Origin of the sequence: Streptomyces sp. NPDC051286, from assembly GCF_044455345.1 — a bacterium.
GTDB lineage: Bacteria > Actinomycetota > Actinomycetes > Streptomycetales > Streptomycetaceae > Streptomyces.
On the sequence record NZ_JBITER010000002.1, the window covers coordinates 1 to 14,577 of the forward strand.

14 protein-coding genes and 1 pseudogene are annotated in these 14,577 nt (G+C 68.4%); 6 read left to right on the forward strand and 9 right to left on the reverse strand.

What is annotated here, in order from left to right:
* Positions 1 to 207 precede the first annotated feature (207 nt).
* The gene (locus tag ACIBB8_RS03195) at positions 208 to 780 is read right to left on the reverse strand and encodes a cob(I)yrinic acid a,c-diamide adenosyltransferase (protein ID WP_266981430.1); all 573 of its coding nucleotides are present in this window, start codon (positions 778 to 780) and stop codon (positions 208 to 210) included.
* A gap of 216 nt (positions 781 to 996) precedes the next feature.
* Between ACIBB8_RS03195 and ACIBB8_RS03200 the strand changes: the two genes are divergently transcribed.
* The 4 genes from ACIBB8_RS03200 to ACIBB8_RS03215 all read left to right on the forward strand — a co-directional run bounded on the left by ACIBB8_RS03200 (position 997) and on the right by ACIBB8_RS03215 (position 5,912).
* Positions 997 to 1,638 (forward strand): TetR/AcrR family transcriptional regulator, encoded by a 642-nt coding sequence (locus ACIBB8_RS03200; protein ID WP_398948735.1) that lies wholly within the window; start codon positions 997 to 999, stop codon positions 1,636 to 1,638.
* A 173-nt stretch (positions 1,639 to 1,811) separates the two neighbouring features.
* Complete coding sequence (locus tag ACIBB8_RS03205) at positions 1,812 to 2,660, forward strand: 3-hydroxyacyl-CoA dehydrogenase family protein (RefSeq protein ID WP_266981425.1); 849 nt, start codon at positions 1,812 to 1,814, stop codon at positions 2,658 to 2,660.
* Between the two features lie 238 nt (positions 2,661 to 2,898).
* Entirely contained in the window at positions 2,899 to 3,222 is a 324-nt protein-coding gene (locus ACIBB8_RS03210; protein ID WP_327244317.1) for an STAS domain-containing protein, read from the forward strand.
* Positions 3,223 to 3,434: 212 nt separating this feature from the next.
* Positions 3,435 to 5,912: an ATP-binding protein gene (locus tag ACIBB8_RS03215; RefSeq protein ID WP_398948736.1), complete on the forward strand. Its 2,478-nt coding sequence runs from the start codon at positions 3,435 to 3,437 to the stop codon at positions 5,910 to 5,912.
* Positions 5,913 to 6,041: 129 nt separating this feature from the next.
* Here ACIBB8_RS03215 and nucS read toward each other — a convergent pair whose 3' ends face one another.
* From nucS to ACIBB8_RS03240, 5 genes and pseudogenes are all read right to left on the reverse strand, one after another.
* Entirely contained in the window at positions 6,042 to 6,713 is a 672-nt protein-coding gene (nucS, locus tag ACIBB8_RS03220; RefSeq protein WP_356393539.1) for an endonuclease NucS, read from the reverse strand.
* A 31-nt stretch (positions 6,714 to 6,744) separates the two neighbouring features.
* Positions 6,745 to 7,029: a GntR family transcriptional regulator gene (locus ACIBB8_RS03225; protein WP_366689525.1), complete on the reverse strand. Its 285-nt coding sequence runs from the start codon at positions 7,027 to 7,029 to the stop codon at positions 6,745 to 6,747.
* Positions 7,030 to 7,929: 900 nt separating this feature from the next.
* Positions 7,930 to 8,208, reverse strand: coding sequence for a hypothetical protein (locus ACIBB8_RS03230; protein ID WP_398948737.1), 279 nt, complete (start codon positions 8,206 to 8,208; stop codon positions 7,930 to 7,932).
* Positions 8,209 to 8,265: 57 nt separating this feature from the next.
* Positions 8,266 to 9,942 (reverse strand): recombinase family protein, encoded by a 1,677-nt coding sequence (locus ACIBB8_RS03235; RefSeq protein ID WP_398948738.1) that lies wholly within the window; start codon positions 9,940 to 9,942, stop codon positions 8,266 to 8,268.
* 69 nt (positions 9,943 to 10,011) lie between these two features.
* Positions 10,012 to 10,111: pseudogene (locus tag ACIBB8_RS03240) on the reverse strand (endonuclease); the annotation flags it as partial.
* Positions 10,112 to 10,382: 271 nt separating this feature from the next.
* Here ACIBB8_RS03240 and ACIBB8_RS03245 point away from each other — a divergent pair.
* Entirely contained in the window at positions 10,383 to 10,775 is a 393-nt protein-coding gene (locus ACIBB8_RS03245; protein WP_358857428.1) for an SCO5389 family protein, read from the forward strand.
* A gap of 77 nt (positions 10,776 to 10,852) precedes the next feature.
* On the opposite strand, the gene ACIBB8_RS03250 is transcribed toward ACIBB8_RS03245, so the two are convergent.
* Complete coding sequence (locus tag ACIBB8_RS03250) at positions 10,853 to 11,905, reverse strand: LLM class flavin-dependent oxidoreductase (protein WP_398948739.1); 1,053 nt, start codon at positions 11,903 to 11,905, stop codon at positions 10,853 to 10,855.
* 201 nt (positions 11,906 to 12,106) lie between these two features.
* On the opposite strand from ACIBB8_RS03250, the gene ACIBB8_RS03255 reads away from it, so the two are divergent.
* A complete protein-coding gene (locus ACIBB8_RS03255; protein WP_398948740.1) occupies positions 12,107 to 12,436 on the forward strand; it encodes an ATP/GTP-binding protein in 330 nt (109 codons plus the stop codon).
* Positions 12,437 to 12,457: 21 nt separating this feature from the next.
* Here the strand turns inward: ACIBB8_RS03255 and ACIBB8_RS03260 are convergent, their stop codons facing one another.
* The gene (locus ACIBB8_RS03260; RefSeq protein WP_398948741.1) at positions 12,458 to 13,333 is read right to left on the reverse strand and encodes an ABC transporter permease subunit; all 876 of its coding nucleotides are present in this window, start codon (positions 13,331 to 13,333) and stop codon (positions 12,458 to 12,460) included.
* The gene (locus ACIBB8_RS03265; protein WP_398948742.1) at positions 13,330 to 14,487 is read right to left on the reverse strand and encodes an ABC transporter ATP-binding protein; all 1,158 of its coding nucleotides are present in this window, start codon (positions 14,485 to 14,487) and stop codon (positions 13,330 to 13,332) included. Before ACIBB8_RS03265 ends, ACIBB8_RS03260 begins: the two co-directional genes overlap by 4 nt.
* Positions 14,488 to 14,577 lie beyond the last annotated feature (90 nt).

Below are 14,577 nucleotides of genomic sequence, written 5' to 3' on the forward strand. Positions count from 1 at the left end.
CGTAGGGCGGGCCTGGCGGCGTCTGGTGCGGGCGATCGCAAGGCGGAGGGTCGCCCCGATACCGGTCGTATCGGGGCGAGCCCGACAATGCAGCGAGCGTGCGTGCCAGACGCCGCCAGGCAGGCGGGACTTTCGAAACACGCCCCAGGGCCGGTCCCGTCCGGCCGACGCTGTCCTCGGACGCCGGACGGGACGAAGGGCCCCGGCCTACCGCTCCCCGCCCGGTACCCACAGCACGTCGCCGACTTCCTTGTTCGCCGTCCTCGCGAGGATGAACAGGAGGTCGGAGAGGCGGTTGAGGTACGTCGCGGTCAGCGCGTTCATCACCTCGCCGTGCACCTCCAGCGCCGCCCAGGTGGACCGCTCGGCCCGCCGGACCACCGTGCACGCCTGGTGCAGCAGCGCCGCCCCCGGCGTACCGCCCGGCAGGATGAAGGACCGCAGCTTCTCCAGCTGCTCCAGGAAGTGGTCGCAGTCCGCCTCCAGCCGGTCGACGTAGTGCTGCTCGACCCGCAGCGGCGGGTACTTCGGTTCCTCGACGACCGGCGTCGACAGATCCGCACCCACGTCGAACAGGTCGTTCTGCACCCGGACGAGGACCTTCACGACCTCCTCCGGCAGCTGCCCGAGCGCGATCGCCGTACCGATGACGGCATTGGCCTCATTGGTGTCGGCGTACGCCGAGATCCGCAGATCGGTCTTGGCGGTGCGGCTCATGTCGCCGAGGGCGGTCGTGCCCTGGTCGCCGGTACGGGTGTAGATGCGCGTCAGATTGACCATGCGGCCGAGCCTAGTGCCGTGACCGGCATGTTTGCCCCCTGAGGAGCGTCGCCTGGTGGGTGCGATCGCAAGGCGGCGACGGGGACGCGTCCGGTCGTGAAGGTCCGGGCGAGACCGGTTGCGGTGATGAGGGGCGCGGCAGCAGAAAAATAGAGCCCATGAAAATTTACAATGACACCAAAAATTAAGTCACGCCAGCGAAGCTAGGATGGCGTCATGGCGGAGGGACTCAGGGAGCGGAAGAAGCGGCAGACCAGACAGCACCTCTCGGACGTGGCCACCGCCCTCTTCCTGGAGCGCGGCTTCGACGTGGTCACCATCGCCGAGATCGCGCGGGCCGCGGACGTCTCCGTGAACACGGTCTACAACTACTTCCCCACCAAGGAGGACCTGTTCCTCGACCGCGGCAGCGATGTCGTCGGATGCCTCTCGCGGTATGTGCGCGGCCGCGACCGGGGCGAGTCCGCCGCCGACGCCGTCCTGCGTGAACTGCGCATCCAGGTCGAATGCGTCTCGCCGACGGTCGGCCTGATCGAGGGGTACGAGCGCTTCATGCGGGTCGTCCACGAGGCCGACAGCCTCAAGGCCCGCCTCTGGTACGTCCAGCAGGACGCGCTCGTCCACCTGGAGACAACGCTGCGCGAGGAGGCAGGCACCGGCTCAGGCGACCCGCTGCCGCTGCTGGTGGCCGGTCAGCTCTCCTGGGTCCACTCCACCCTGCTCGGCCACATCAGCCGCGAGATGGTCGCCGGCCGCAAGCCCGCCGAGGTGTCCCGTGAAGCCCTCGTCCTCCTTGACGAGATGGAGGACGTACTCGGGGACAAGGTGCTCAACTACGCGCGACGCGCTGGCGAATGACGCGTCCCGGTGTGATGTCCGTCATGTGAGACGTGACGCGCATCTCTTCGCCGCCCCAGCGCGCCTCACGGGTACTAATCTCCGCCGGAGAGCATGTGAACAACCGTTAAGAATCCGTCCGGACCGTCGTCGCGGACGACGGCCGTCGGGGCCGAACACAAAGGGGTGCGAACGTGGCCAGGAAGCTCGCCGTCATTGGGGCCGGACTCATGGGGTCCGGTATCGCGCAGGTCTCCGCCCAGGCGGGCTGGGACGTCGTGCTGCGCGATGTCACCGACGCGGCCCTGACCCGTGGTCGCGACGGCATCAAGGCCTCGTACGACAAGTTCGTCTCCAAGGGGAAGCTGGAGGCGGCCGACGCCGACGCCGCGCTGGCCCGCATCACCACGACCACCGATCTCGACGCCGTCGCCGACGCGGACGTCGTCGTCGAGGCCGTCTTCGAGAAGCTCGAGGTCAAGCACGAGATCTTCCGCGCCCTCGACAAGATCGTGCGGGACGACGCCGTCCTCGCCTCCAACACCTCCGCCATCCCGATCACCAAGATCGCGGCTGTCACGGAGCGCCCGGAGCGCGTCGTCGGTGTGCACTTCTTCTCACCGGTCCCGATGATGCAGCTCTGCGAGCTCGTACGCGGCTACAAGACCAGCGACGAAGCCCTCGCCACCGCGCGTGAGTTCGCCGAGTCCGTCGGCAAGACCTGCATTGTGGTCAACCGTGACGTCGCCGGCTTCGTCACCACCCGGCTGATCTCGGCGCTCGTCGTCGAGGCCGCCAAGCTGTACGAGTCGGGTGTTGCCTCGGCCGAGGACATCGACATCGCCTGCAAGCTGGGCTTCGGTCACGCCATGGGCCCCCTCGCGACGGCGGACCTGACCGGCGTCGACATCCTGCTGCACGCCACCTCCAACATCTACACCGAGTCGCAGGACGAGAAGTTCGCGGCACCGGAGCTGATGCGCCGGATGGTCGATGCAGGTGACATCGGCCGCAAGAGCGGGCAGGGCTTCTACACCTACTGATCGCATTCGACCCCCGGGTGCCTGATCTGCCGTCGATCAGGCACCCGGGGGAGCCGGGGGAGGCTCCCGGCTGCGGTGGGCCTTGAGCGGGCCGATGTCACTCAACGGAGTGAATTCGGTATCGGTTCGCTTACAGACGGCAACTTCCCTGTGGCCGGCACAGTCACTTGTGGCAGAGACGGAGCAGGGGCAGGAACAGGCAGACGGACCGTCCATGGAGTATTTCCGGGGAGCGCATATGCACATCAGGGGCGACCACACCGAGCTGGTCGTCGGGGGCCGCCTCGACGTCCGGAGCGCGGCGGACGCCCGTACGGTCCTGCACTCCGCCCTCGATGACGGAGCCGGCGACCTGGTGCTCGACCTCACCGAGCTGGACTCCTGGGACGCCACCGGACTGGGCGTCATCATGGGCGCACACCGGAGGGCCGGGCGGGCCGGGCGGCGGCTGGTACTCCGCGGAGTGCCGCCGCAGATGCAGCGCCTGCTGGTGGCGACCCGACTGCACCGCATTCTGGCCATCGAGGGTGGAATCGCCGCAGACTCCCTGCCGCGGGTGTAGAGGGCGTTCATCCGAACACGCACAATCCTCATGAGACCGTGACGTCCTGGGCGGCGTGGCACCCCGATGGTTTGTGGATGCGGGGCGACGGTCTAGGGTTCGGCCGTCCCCCGAATGACGGAACCCATGGGGCGGACACCGGACCAGAAGCGACAGCGGTGCGTGCGAGGCCGGGAGGGGCAACCGCGCGACGCGTCTGGGGGACTTTGGCGATGGACCCGATACACCGGGGGCCGGAAGATTTCGGCCAGGACAATGACGGCCACGGCGAGGAAAGCGGACGGCGAACGCAGCCCCGCGCGCCGTTGACCAGCGATTTCGGTCAGCAGACGATGCAGCAGGCGCGCGTCGTGCGGGTCGTCTCCGGCGATTTCCTGCTCACCGTCAACCCGGTCGACGGCAGCGAGGTCGAGCTCTGCCCGCCCGGGGAGCAGCCCCCCGTGCCGGTCCGCCGCAACGCCGCCGAGCGCGCCGACCGCGAGCGTGCCGCCGCACCGCCCGTGCCATCGGGTCCGCCCGCCCCCCAACTGCCGCTCCTGGAGCGCCAGGAGGAGCGTGAGCGGCTGGTGCGCCTGCTGGCGCGCGGCCGCTCGGTACGGCTCACGGGGCCGGCCGGATCCGGCCGCACGGCGCTGCTGAGCGCCGTCGCCGCCGACTGCGCGGACTTCGCACCGGACGGAGTCGTCCGGCTCTCCGGCCTCAAGCGCACCGTCACGGACCTGCTGTACGGGCTCTTCGAGGCGGTCTACGACGCACCGCTGCTCCGCCCCGACCGCGCCGTACTTCTCGAGAAGCTCCGGTCCATCGGCGCCGTCGTCGTCCTCGACGACCTGGAGTTCGGCGGGGCCGCGCTGGACGAGCTGCTCGACGCGACACCCGAGTGCGCCTTCCTGCTCGCCACGACCCCCGACGTCCCGGCGCCCGCCGCCGACGCGCACCTCGACGAGGTCTTCCTCGCAGGACTGGGCCGCAGCGCCTCCATCGAGCTGCTGGAACACGTCGTCGAGCGGCCGCTCACCGACGACGAGGCGAACTGGGCGGGTGACCTCTGGTTCGAGTCCGAGGGGCTGCCGCTGCGCTTCGTCCAGGCGGGCGCCCTGCTGCGCCAGCGCGACCAGCTGCGCACCGACCCGACCGCCTACGACGAGCAGGGCTACGGCGAGGGCCGGCCCGTCGACGACGTCTTCGCGAAGGGCGCCGGCGCCGGAGGGCAGGACGTACCGCTGCCCAGCCTCGGCGAGGGCGCGGCCCCCGCCGCGCTGCTCGCCTCCCGGCTGAGCGGTCCGGCACGCGACGCCCTGCACTTCGCCGTCGCGCTCGGCGGCGAGGTGCCGCACCAGGCGCATCTGCCGGCGCTCGTGGGGGACACCCACGCCGATGCCGCACTCGGTGAGCTGGCCGGCTGCGGACTGCTCTCCCCGGCCGGTTCCCGCTACCGGCTGGCCCCCGGGGTCGTCGCCCAGCTGGAGGCCGCCGGATACGGCGAGGACGCGGACGACCGGGCCCGCACCGCCGCCCAGCACTACACCTGGTGGGCCGGGCACCCCTCGGTCACCGCCACCCGGGCGGTCGCCGAGGCCGACGCGATCGTCGCGGCCATGACCCGGCTGGTCCCCGGCGACGGGGCCGGACAGGCCAGCGCTGCCGTGCTGCTGGCCCGCAGTGCCGCCCCCGCCTTCGCGGCCGGGCTGCACTGGAGCGGCTGGGAGAAGACCCTGCGGCTGGGTCAGGAGGCCGCCAGGATCGCCGGTGAGGTCGCGGAGGAGGCCTACTTCCATCACGAGTTGGGCGTTCTCGCGCTCTGCAACGGGAATCCGGACCGGGCCAGGGCCGAACTGGAGACCTCGATCGGCATGCGCGGTGCGCTCGCCGACAAGTCCGGGGCGGTGGCCGGACGCCGGGCACTCGCCCTGGTCGCGGACCGCTCCGGCACGGTGCCCGGCGGCCGCACACAGGCGGGCGAGGAGGTGCCGGCCGCGCGGTACGACGAGCCGGCCTCGCCGTCCGGCGGCATACCCGCGGCCGGGCCGATGGCGCTGCCACGGATGTCCGAGGACGACACCGCGCTGATACCCCGGGCCGCCCCGGCATCCAGCAGTGGGGGATTCGGCGGCCGCAAGGCGGTGCTGGGCGGCGCCCGGCGCAATCTGGTCGCGGCGGGCGCGGGCGTCGTGCTCGCCGCCGTGCTCGGCACCGTGGTGACGCTCGGCATGATGCCCAGCAGCGACGCCCAGGACGGCAAAAGCGTCTCGACCGAGCAGTCGGCGGGCGAGGACGACAGCGAGAACGGGCTCCCGGCCGACGAGTCGGCGGACGACTCGACACCGGGCGGGGCCTCGTCGAGCGGCTCGCCCCAGGCGCCGGGACCGTCCGGCAGTCAGGTCACCCCGAGCGGCAGCGGTGCACCGTCCTCGGAGTCGAGCGGGCCGAGCGACACCCCGAATTCGGGCCGGCCGACGAGCGGGAGGCCCAGCTCCCCGGGCACGCCCACCGAGTCGCCGACCAGGACACCCACGAAGACGCCGACCAAGACGGCCACTCCGCCCCCGAACCCGACGGAGACGACCAGCTCCCCCGCCCCGACCGAGAATCCGACGGACACGACATCCCCGAGCACCTCCGATTCGGCGAGCGGCCCGTCCACGACGGCGAGCGCGTCCGGCAGCTCTCCGGAACCGGACGTGGCCTGACGGTCTCCCCCGCGACAGGAAGCCCACTCCCTGTCGCGGGGGAGGCCGTCAGCGCACCTCCGCGCAGACGAAGAAGGCCCCGGACCGCATGGCGCGGGTCCGGGGCCTTCCGTGGTGCGGAGGTCGTGGTCAGAACAGGCGGAGCTTGTCGTCCTCGATGCCGCGCATGGCGTCGTAGTCGAGCACCACGCAGCCGATTCCGCGGTCCGTCGCCAGCACCCGGGCCTGCGGCTTGATTTCCTGCGCCGCAAAGATGCCCTTCACCGGGGCGAGGTGGGGATCGCGGTTGAGCAGCTCCAGATAGCGGGTCAGCTGCTCCACGCCGTCGATGTCACCGCGGCGCTTCAGCTCCACGGCCACGGTCTTCCCGTCCGCGTCCCGGCACAGGATGTCGACCGGGCCGATGGCGGTGGGATATTCGCGGCGGATCAGCGTGTAGCCCTCGCCGAGGATCTCGATCCGGTCGGCGAGGAGTTCCTGCAGGTGCGCTTCCACGCCGTCCTTGATGAGGCCCGGATCGACACCCAGTTCGTGCGAGGAGTCGTGGAGGATCTCCTCCATCGTGATGATCAGTTTTTCGCCCGCTTTGTTCACCACGGTCCAGACGCCTTCGGTGTCGTCGGCGCCCTCCTTCAGGGTGCAGGGCGGTGACATCCAGTTGAGGGGTTTGTACGCCCTGTCGTCGGCATGGATGGAGACGCTCCCGTCGGTCTTCAAGATGACCAAACGCTTAGCGGAGGGCAGGTGGGCGGACAGTCGGCCGACGTAGTCCACGGTGCAACGAGCGATGACGAGACGCATGGGAGCCAGCCTACGGGGCCCACGGGCCCCGCTAGGCCCCGTCTCGGTCGGCCGGGGCCGACTCCCCACCCTGGGACACGAACGTCCCCCTCTGGGGCACGGTGAACACCCGGCCCTCTTCCACCAGGACGGCGATTGCCCGGCGGACCGTGGTGCGCGCCAGGCCGTATTGCTGCACTAGCTGAGTTTCGCTGGCAATGGCCCGCCCCGGGGCCCAGTCGCCCCGTTCGATGCGGGCCTTAATGATCTCCGCCAGCTGCCGGTACGGCGTGAGCGGTGCCCCCTGGTCAATCTCTGCATCCGGATCAATGTCCATGCCTTGACGCTAGGCGTCGGGCCACGTGTCGGCATTTGCAGCTACGTAGCGATACAAGGCGATACGATGCGGCTACCCCCAAAGGGTGCCCCGGCGGCGCTGTAACGCCCCGGGGCCGGTCAACGCTGAATGGAGCGCAGACAGTTGGAAGACTACCGGGATCGAACAACGCTCGACACGACGTCCGCCAACCAATGGGAGTACGTCACCTACGCGCCTAAGGGCGCGACATGTTCAGCCTGCCTCAAGTCGATTAAGCGCCTGGAGCCAGTGAAACGGGGAGGCTTCGAAAGGCCGTCGGGCTCGCCGCTTGTTGTCTACCGGCACACCACGTGCCCGGAAGGGTGATCGCTAATGCTGAGTACCCCAACGCCCGCTATGCCCATCACCATGACCGCTGAATGGCGCCGTACGCACCGCGAGGAAAGCATCCGCCCGGAGACTGAAGAGGAGCGGGCGGAAAAGCCCCGGCACGTTAGGGACGGCGAGAATCTCGCCTAGCGTGTCGGCACGGCCCCACCGGTTCCCCCCCGCCGGTGGGGCCACCAAAGTCCAGCAGAGGGCCCGCAGAGGGCCGGATGCGACAGAGGGCCCCCGGAATCCGGGGGCCCTCTCGTCGTGTCTCAGACGGCCGTGTACGGCCCGCTTAACGCCAGCGGGCACACGGTCAAAGCCGTGCGTGTGCGTCACATCAGCAATCGTGCTACCCGGCAGCAATTCGTAACACCACTCAGCACCCCAGAGGGCAGGCACCAGGCCCGGCTCCGCCGAGCTCGTTCCTGTGACCGGCATCGGCCCTCGGTGTCCCCGCCTCCGGAGCCGATGCCGCCCCCGCCCATGTGCGGGCGGGGGCGGGCTCAGTCCAACTGGGGGAACGTGGTCATGAGTCGGCGTGCAATGTCATACCGTCACGAAGCCCTCGGTCCACTCGTCGTCGTCGATGGTGTAATGGTCGATGTGGAAGCACAGCGGCTCGTTGGAGAATCCTGGCGACTTTCGAGCCTCGATGATCCGCGATTCCGCTTTTTCGCGGCTTGAGTAGACCCCGAGAAGTTTCACGTCGTCGCCTCCTTCTTCGTCTGCCCAGAAGTCATCCTCGGTCTTGAAGTGGCGAATCTCGCCGTCCTCCTCCGCGCGGTGATGCACATGCCAGAGAAGGTAGGCCGAGTTCTTTTCCATTGCCGCACCGCTGTCTTACTCGATTCAATTGCGCGAAAGATACTTGCGCACCTGGTTTTAAATAGTACTCGGGCCCTTTTGTAGGGTGGCCTGTATCCGCCCTTCTTCTATCGTTTGGTCCGGTCCCGCTTGCGGGATAGGGAAGTCGGTGCCCTCCTTGGCTATCTTTCGCACCGTCTCTTGCCATTCCTCTAGATCTGCGGCCACCCGTCCCGAGTGAGCATCGCTTAGACGCTCGGCCAAGTTGTCCGGAAGGAAGAGGTGGCTGTACGGGGTTTTGGGTGTGCCCCCCATGTAGAGGAAGATTCCAGTCTTGCGGAGTAGTTCACCGCGAGCCGTCCAGTCGTCCCGCTCCCACTGCTGCCGGTACGTGACCCCGGTACCTTCCTCTATCCACCGGGAGGGGATTACCGGCATAGCCTTTAGCGTCTTCAGTGCGGATTCGTGTTCCTCCATGCTCCGGATAACCGATTGTGCCCCAGCGCTGCCGGGCTTAACGCTGGTCAGGTGGCCGGTAAGGTTGTCCAGCGCCTTTGTGATTCGCCCAATCTCCCCGGACTTATCGACTCCCGGAACATAGGTGCGAGTCATGATCTCCAGGTCTCCCACATAGCTCAAAAGGAGAATGGTAATAGTGTCTTCAAGCGTGGCTTTAGGCCAGGACGTAACCCAATCGCACCGGGTGCCGTCTTTACGGCCCCAGGAGCGGCACAGGTAGTAGCTGTATTCCCTAACCGTTCCGTCTATCAGCTTCCGCCTGGAAGTGTTCGAGTAAAGGGGCTCGGTGCACTGGCAGAAGACCACCCCGGCAAGATGCGTAGCGGTACGCTTCGGGCCGCCCTTACCTCGCGCCCTCTTAGTCATCACCTCTTGCATCTTTTCCCACTCGTCCTCGGTGAGAAGAGGGTCAGCCCAAGTGACGGGCAAGCCGTGACGGATAATCGGCTCACCCTTGTGCATGGCGTAGCCCATGAGAGATTTCTTAGTGAATACGGCCGTCATCGTGCTAGTGGTCCACTTGGTGCCCTTAACCTCGGTCTTCACACCGATTCGGCCCTCTTGCGTGTTCACGCGGCGCATGTGATCAAGGGCAGTCAGGATTCCCCGCTCGTTCCAATCCTTAGCGATAGCCCCCAGCGAATCATCCTTATTGACGACGCGGTCGTAAGCCTCCTGCGCTAGGGGCCCCGTTACCGGGTCGATTTCGAGACGCCACCGAGATGCGCCGTTGTGCATGAAGGCGACCGCGCGGTAGCCGAATGGCCACGTACCGCCGGGCCAAAGGTTTTCGTCGCGGTAGTGCTTAGTCTGCTTAAGCTTCTTTTCCTTGACGGCGTTTCGGTAGTTGGCTGCCTGAGTGGCCTTGACGCCCGCGACCATGCGACCATTCGGCGTCGTAATGTCGAATGCGGGATCATCCAAAATAAGGATGCTCTTTTCGTTCGTTAGCACCCACTGAATGAATGACCACCAGTGCATGTCGTCCCGGCTAATCCGGTCCTGCGTGGTCACCATGAGAGCGTCCCACTCATGAACCAGGGGCGCCCGCAACCACTTCCCGAGCGACGGCCGCTGATCCAGGTTCACGGCCCCGGACACGGTCGCGTCCTCCACCCACCCCGCGACCGTGTGACTGCCCTTGACGATGGCTTCCGAGAGTTCGAGCCCTTGACGCTCTAGCGCCGACGACGACTCCGTGTCTCGGCTGATGCGCTTGACGGCCAACACGCGCATGACTGCCTCCCCTTGGTCCGCGAACGTGTGCAGGCCAAAGGTAGCGAGCGTTTGGAGAACTACAAGTCAAACCTTCCATCTTCACCAGGATGAGGCGCCGTGCGGAGGGCAGGTGGGCCGTGAGCCGGCCCGCGTAGTCCACGGAGCAGCGGGCGATGACGAGACGCATGGTCGGCAGCGCTACTCGACGACGGGTGCCCGGCGCGATTCTCCCTCCGCCGCCCCATCGCCACCGCCCATCACAGCGCTTCAGGACCTCGGGCTTGCCCCTCTTTGCGCACCTTCGTTATTGGCCGGTTGTGTTCCCAATCTCCTGGTGCGGCCCGGACTGCGCGCTTACCGTGGAAGCATGAGGTCGCCGTGCGTGCACGCTGCGTCGCCGTCCCTCTTCCCTGCCCGTAAGGCCCCGGCCGTCCGCCGGGGTCGCGAGAGGAGAACCCATGTCGCTCGACGTCTCACCGGCGCTGTTGGAACAGGCCGAGCGAGGCGAGGTCGACGAAGCCGACTTCGTCGACTGCGTCCGGACCTCCCTGCCCTACGCATGGGAGATGATCAGCTCTCTGGTGGCCCAGCTGAAGGTCGACGGCGGAGATTTCGCCGACAACCAGACGCCTCCGCCGGACGAGCAGGCACGTGGTCAGCTGCTGCGTGCGCTCGCGAGTGATGCGATACGCGGTGCGCTGCAGCGGCACTTCGGGGTGCGCCTGGCATTCCAGAACTGCCACCGCGTCGCGGTGTTCCCGCTGGACGCCTCGGTCGACGAGCGGCTGGCCCGATTCACTTCGGTGAGGGGCCAGTTGCTCAACCAGTCGCCCGAACTACGGGACTGCTGAACGCTTCTGCTGCCGCTCCGGGCCGCAGGAGGTGCAACTGGCTCCGGGGCGGCAGCTCCCCGTACTCCTACGGGTGTTCATGTCAGTAGTGGCAGTACCTCGGTGCCCAGCCGCGCTACGTTCTCCTCTGTGGCCGCCAGATCTCCCGAACCCTCCACCAGGAGCGCGAACCTGGTGATGCCTGTCCGCTCGGCGGTCGCGGCGAGCCGGTCGGCGGCGAGCCGGGGCGGGCCCACCGGATGAAGGCCGCAGAGCAACTCCGTATAGGCGACCGGGTCGCGCATCACGCGGTGCCTGCCGTCGACCGTCACATGGGCGTCCAGTCCCTGTCGCAGCCACCCCGGCATAGCCTTCACGAGTGTCTCCACGGCCTCCGCGGACCGGTCCGCGATCTGCGCGACGCCCGCGGAGACATGGCCCGCTTCCCGGACACTCTCGGGCGACCGGCCCGCGGCGAGCGCGGTGGAACCCCACAGGGCGACCATCTCGGCCTTCTCCTCGTCGCCGCAGTGCATTCCGAGGAGCATCGGCAGGCCGTTCTCGGCGGCGAGTTTCACGCTCTTCGGCGATGTGCACGCGACGATCACCTCGGGGCCGCCCGGCCCTTGCGAGCCATTCCCGTCGTTCTCGTCGAGCAGCTCGTCGGCCCGGGGGACCACCGCCACCTCACGGAAGCCGAATCGCTCCCCGTTGCCCGCCACGCGTGGTTTGCGCAGCCAGTCGAGCAGCAGGTCCAACGACTCAGGGAAGCCCTTCTCGTACGCCTCCAGGCCCCCTCCGAACACCTCCAGGTCCACCCAGGGACCGCCCCGTCCCACGCCGAGGGAGAACCTGCCCCCGCTGGTGAGTTGGAGCAGCGCGGCCTGTTCGCCGAGCGCCACCGGATGCTGGTTCGGCAGCACGCTGACCGCCGTACCGACCCGGATCCTGCGGGTGCGGCCGAGCAGCAGCGCGGCCAGCGTGACGGCGGACGGGCAGACCCCGTACGGCACGAAATGATGTTCTGCGAGCCAGACCGAATCGAGCCCGGATTCCTCCGCGACCTCGGTGGACCGGATCGCGCGATGCAGCGCTTCCCCCGGCCCCTGCCCGGGAAACTGGGCTGCCAGTACGAACGTTCCCACGCGCATCGCCAATTACCTCCTTGTGGCCGACGCGGCTCTCCCCTACTGGCAACAACGTCTGACACGTGCCAAGGGCACGGTCCGCGGCGAAGTTGTTGCGATTTTCCGGTAACCCGTCCCGTTCTGGGCCGTACCGGGGGCCTGCCCCGGCCGAATGGCCCTACGCTTGACGGGAACTGCCCAGTCTGCCTGCCCGTGAGGTGTCACGTGTCCCCGCGCCGTAACCGTCCCCGAGGCGGCGAGAGTCCCACCGGCAGCGCGAGTGTGTCGGGGGAGCGCTACGGCGGGGGCGGGCGCGCCGAGGAGTGGCAGGGCGAGCAGTGGTCGGTGCGTCCGGTGAGCGGCGCGAGCGCGGCGGGCAAGCGGTACCGCTGCCCCGGCTGCGACCAGGAGATCCCGTCCGGCGTACCGCACCTCGTCGCCTGGCCCGAGTACGGTGGGATCGACGACCGCAGGCACTGGCACAAGGCGTGCTGGAACGCGAAGGACCGCCGCACCACAAGGGTGCAGCGGTCCAGGAATGCGCCGCGCTACTGAGCTCTGCCGGCCGGAGACCGGTCAGGCGTCGCGCCGGCCCAGCGACATATAGGCGCCGGCCATGGCCACGGCCGTGACGCCCAGCATGATCCACAACGGCTCCCAGCCGGACGGCCCCGACGTGGAGACCGATGCGTCGTACAGCCCGCCGAGCTGGCTGGGGATCGAGTACTCGAAGAGGGCCTGCTGCACCTTGGCGAGCGACCGCGAGAACATGAACATGGCCAGCACCAGCGGCAGCAGTACCACCGCGATCATGATCGTGATCGCGCCGGCGGAGTGCCGGATGAGGGCGCCGACCGCGAGCGACAGCAGTCCCAGGGTCGCGATGTAGAGACCGACGCCGACCGTGGCGCGCAGCCAGTCGTCACCGCTGGCGGTACCGCCGTCCAGGATGGCGGTCTGCAGCACGGCGACGAGCGTGGTCATCACGGTCGTGATGGTGAAGGTGAGCAGGAAGAAGACGATCGCCTTGGCGCTCAGCACCCGGGCACGGCTGGGGCAGGCCGTCAGTGTCGTACGGATCATGCCGGTGCCGTACTCGGTGGCGATGGTCATCACACCGAGCGTGATCACACAGATCGAACCGAGAAGTACCCCGAAGAAGCCGAAGCTGAGCACCTTGGCGTCGCCGAGCTCGGAGCCGGACGTGTTGACGGCGACGGCCGACAGCAGTCCGATGCCGAGCAGCAGCACGATCATGATCCCGAGTGTCCACATCGTGGAGCGCACGGAGCGGATCTTGGTCCACTCGGAGGCGAGCGCGTCGCCGAGGGTGGCGGGGCGCTGCGGGATCGGCGAGGTGTACACATCGGTGGGCGCGGGTGCCCAGTTCTGCTGCGGGTACTGCTGCGCCTGCTGCTGGTACGGCGCCTGCGGAGTCGGCGGCGTTGTCATCGGGCGTCCTCGCTGGTGTCGCGCTTGGTCAGGTCTGCGGGCCCGGCTGCGGGTGCGGCGGGCGCGGTGGGCGCGGTCGTGGGCACGGCCGGGGCGGCCCCGGGGGGTGCCGTGTACGGGTTCTGTCCTGGCGGCGGCGGGGCGTACCAGCCCTGCTGCGGTACGTCAGGGGCGGTCGGCAGCGGCGGTGCGTATCCGCCGCCCGGCACGGGCTGCTGCAGCCCGGCCTTCTGGTCCACCGTCGAGCGGTAGTCCACGGCGCCCTGCGTCATCCGCATGTACGCCTCCTCCAGCGAGGCCTGATGCGGGGAGAGCTCCCACAGCCGGACATCCGCCCCGTGCGCCAGGTCACTGATCCGCGGCAGCTGCAGCCCGGTGACCCGCAGGGCCCCATCCGGCTCCGACATGACCTGGCCGCCCGCCTCGGTGAGCGAGGCGGTCAGCTTCTCCCGCTGCTCGGGCTGCGCATCCGGGACCCGTACCCGTGCGAAATCGGCCGAGTTGGCGGAGATGAAGTCCTTGACGCTCATATCGGCGAGCAGTTGCCCACGCCCGATCACGATCAGATGATCGGCGGTGAGCGCCATCTCGCTCATCAGATGGCTGGAAACGAAGACCGTACGGCCCTCGGACGCCAGCGAGCGCATCAGATTGCGGACCCAGAGAATGCCCTCCGGGTCGAGACCGTTGACAGGCTCGTCGAAGAGCAGCACCTGCGGATCGCCCAGCAGCGCCGCCGCGATCCCGAGCCGCTGCCCCATGCCGAGCGAGAAGCCCTTGGACCGCTTCCTGGCGACGTCCTGCAGGCCCACGACGCCGAGCACCTCGTCGACCCGGGCGGCCGGGATACCCGCGAGCTGCGCGAGCGAGAGCAGGTGGTTACGGGCGCTGCGGCCTCCGTGCACCGCCTTGGCGTCCAGCAGCGCACCCACCTGGCGCGGCGCGTTCGGCAGGCTCCGGAAGGGATGCCCGCCGATCGTCACATGGCCGGACGTCGGCTGGTCCAGACCGAGCATCATGCGCATCGTGGTGGACTTGCCCGACCCGTTGGGACCGAGGAATCCGGTGACGGCGCCGGGCCGCACCTGGAAGGAAAGGTTGTACACGGCCGTCTTCGCGCCGTAGCGCTTGGTCAGGCCGACTGCCTCGATCATGCTCCAGCCCCATCGACTTTTATCTGTCGTCGGGGCCCAGGCCGTCAGGCCGCACGCCCCCGTAAGAGTTAGGAGGATATCCGGGCTTTG

Bases quoted from the DNA above. Each gene is read 5' to 3' on its own strand.
- ACIBB8_RS03195 (WP_266981430.1), bottom strand. From the start codon at position 780: ATGGTCAATCTGACGCGCATCTACACCCGTACCGGCGACCAGGGCACG.
- ACIBB8_RS03200 (WP_398948735.1), top strand. From the start codon at position 997: ATGGCGGAGGGACTCAGGGAGCGGAAGAAGCGGCAGACCAGACAGCAC.
- ACIBB8_RS03210 (WP_327244317.1), top strand. From the start codon at position 2,899: ATGCACATCAGGGGCGACCACACCGAGCTGGTCGTCGGGGGCCGCCTC.
- ACIBB8_RS03215 (WP_398948736.1), top strand. From the start codon at position 3,435: ATGGACCCGATACACCGGGGGCCGGAAGATTTCGGCCAGGACAATGAC.
- nucS (WP_356393539.1), bottom strand. From the start codon at position 6,713: ATGCGTCTCGTCATCGCTCGTTGCACCGTGGACTACGTCGGCCGACTG.
- ACIBB8_RS03225 (WP_366689525.1), bottom strand. From the start codon at position 7,029: ATGGACATTGATCCGGATGCAGAGATTGACCAGGGGGCACCGCTCACG.
- ACIBB8_RS03230 (WP_398948737.1), bottom strand. From the start codon at position 8,208: ATGGAAAAGAACTCGGCCTACCTTCTCTGGCATGTGCATCACCGCGCG.
- ACIBB8_RS03235 (WP_398948738.1), bottom strand. From the start codon at position 9,942: ATGCGCGTGTTGGCCGTCAAGCGCATCAGCCGAGACACGGAGTCGTCG.
- ACIBB8_RS03245 (WP_358857428.1), top strand. From the start codon at position 10,383: ATGTCGCTCGACGTCTCACCGGCGCTGTTGGAACAGGCCGAGCGAGGC.
- ACIBB8_RS03250 (WP_398948739.1), bottom strand. From the start codon at position 11,905: ATGCGCGTGGGAACGTTCGTACTGGCAGCCCAGTTTCCCGGGCAGGGG.
- ACIBB8_RS03260 (WP_398948741.1), bottom strand. From the start codon at position 13,333: ATGACAACGCCGCCGACTCCGCAGGCGCCGTACCAGCAGCAGGCGCAG.
- ACIBB8_RS03265 (WP_398948742.1), bottom strand. From the start codon at position 14,487: ATGATCGAGGCAGTCGGCCTGACCAAGCGCTACGGCGCGAAGACGGCC.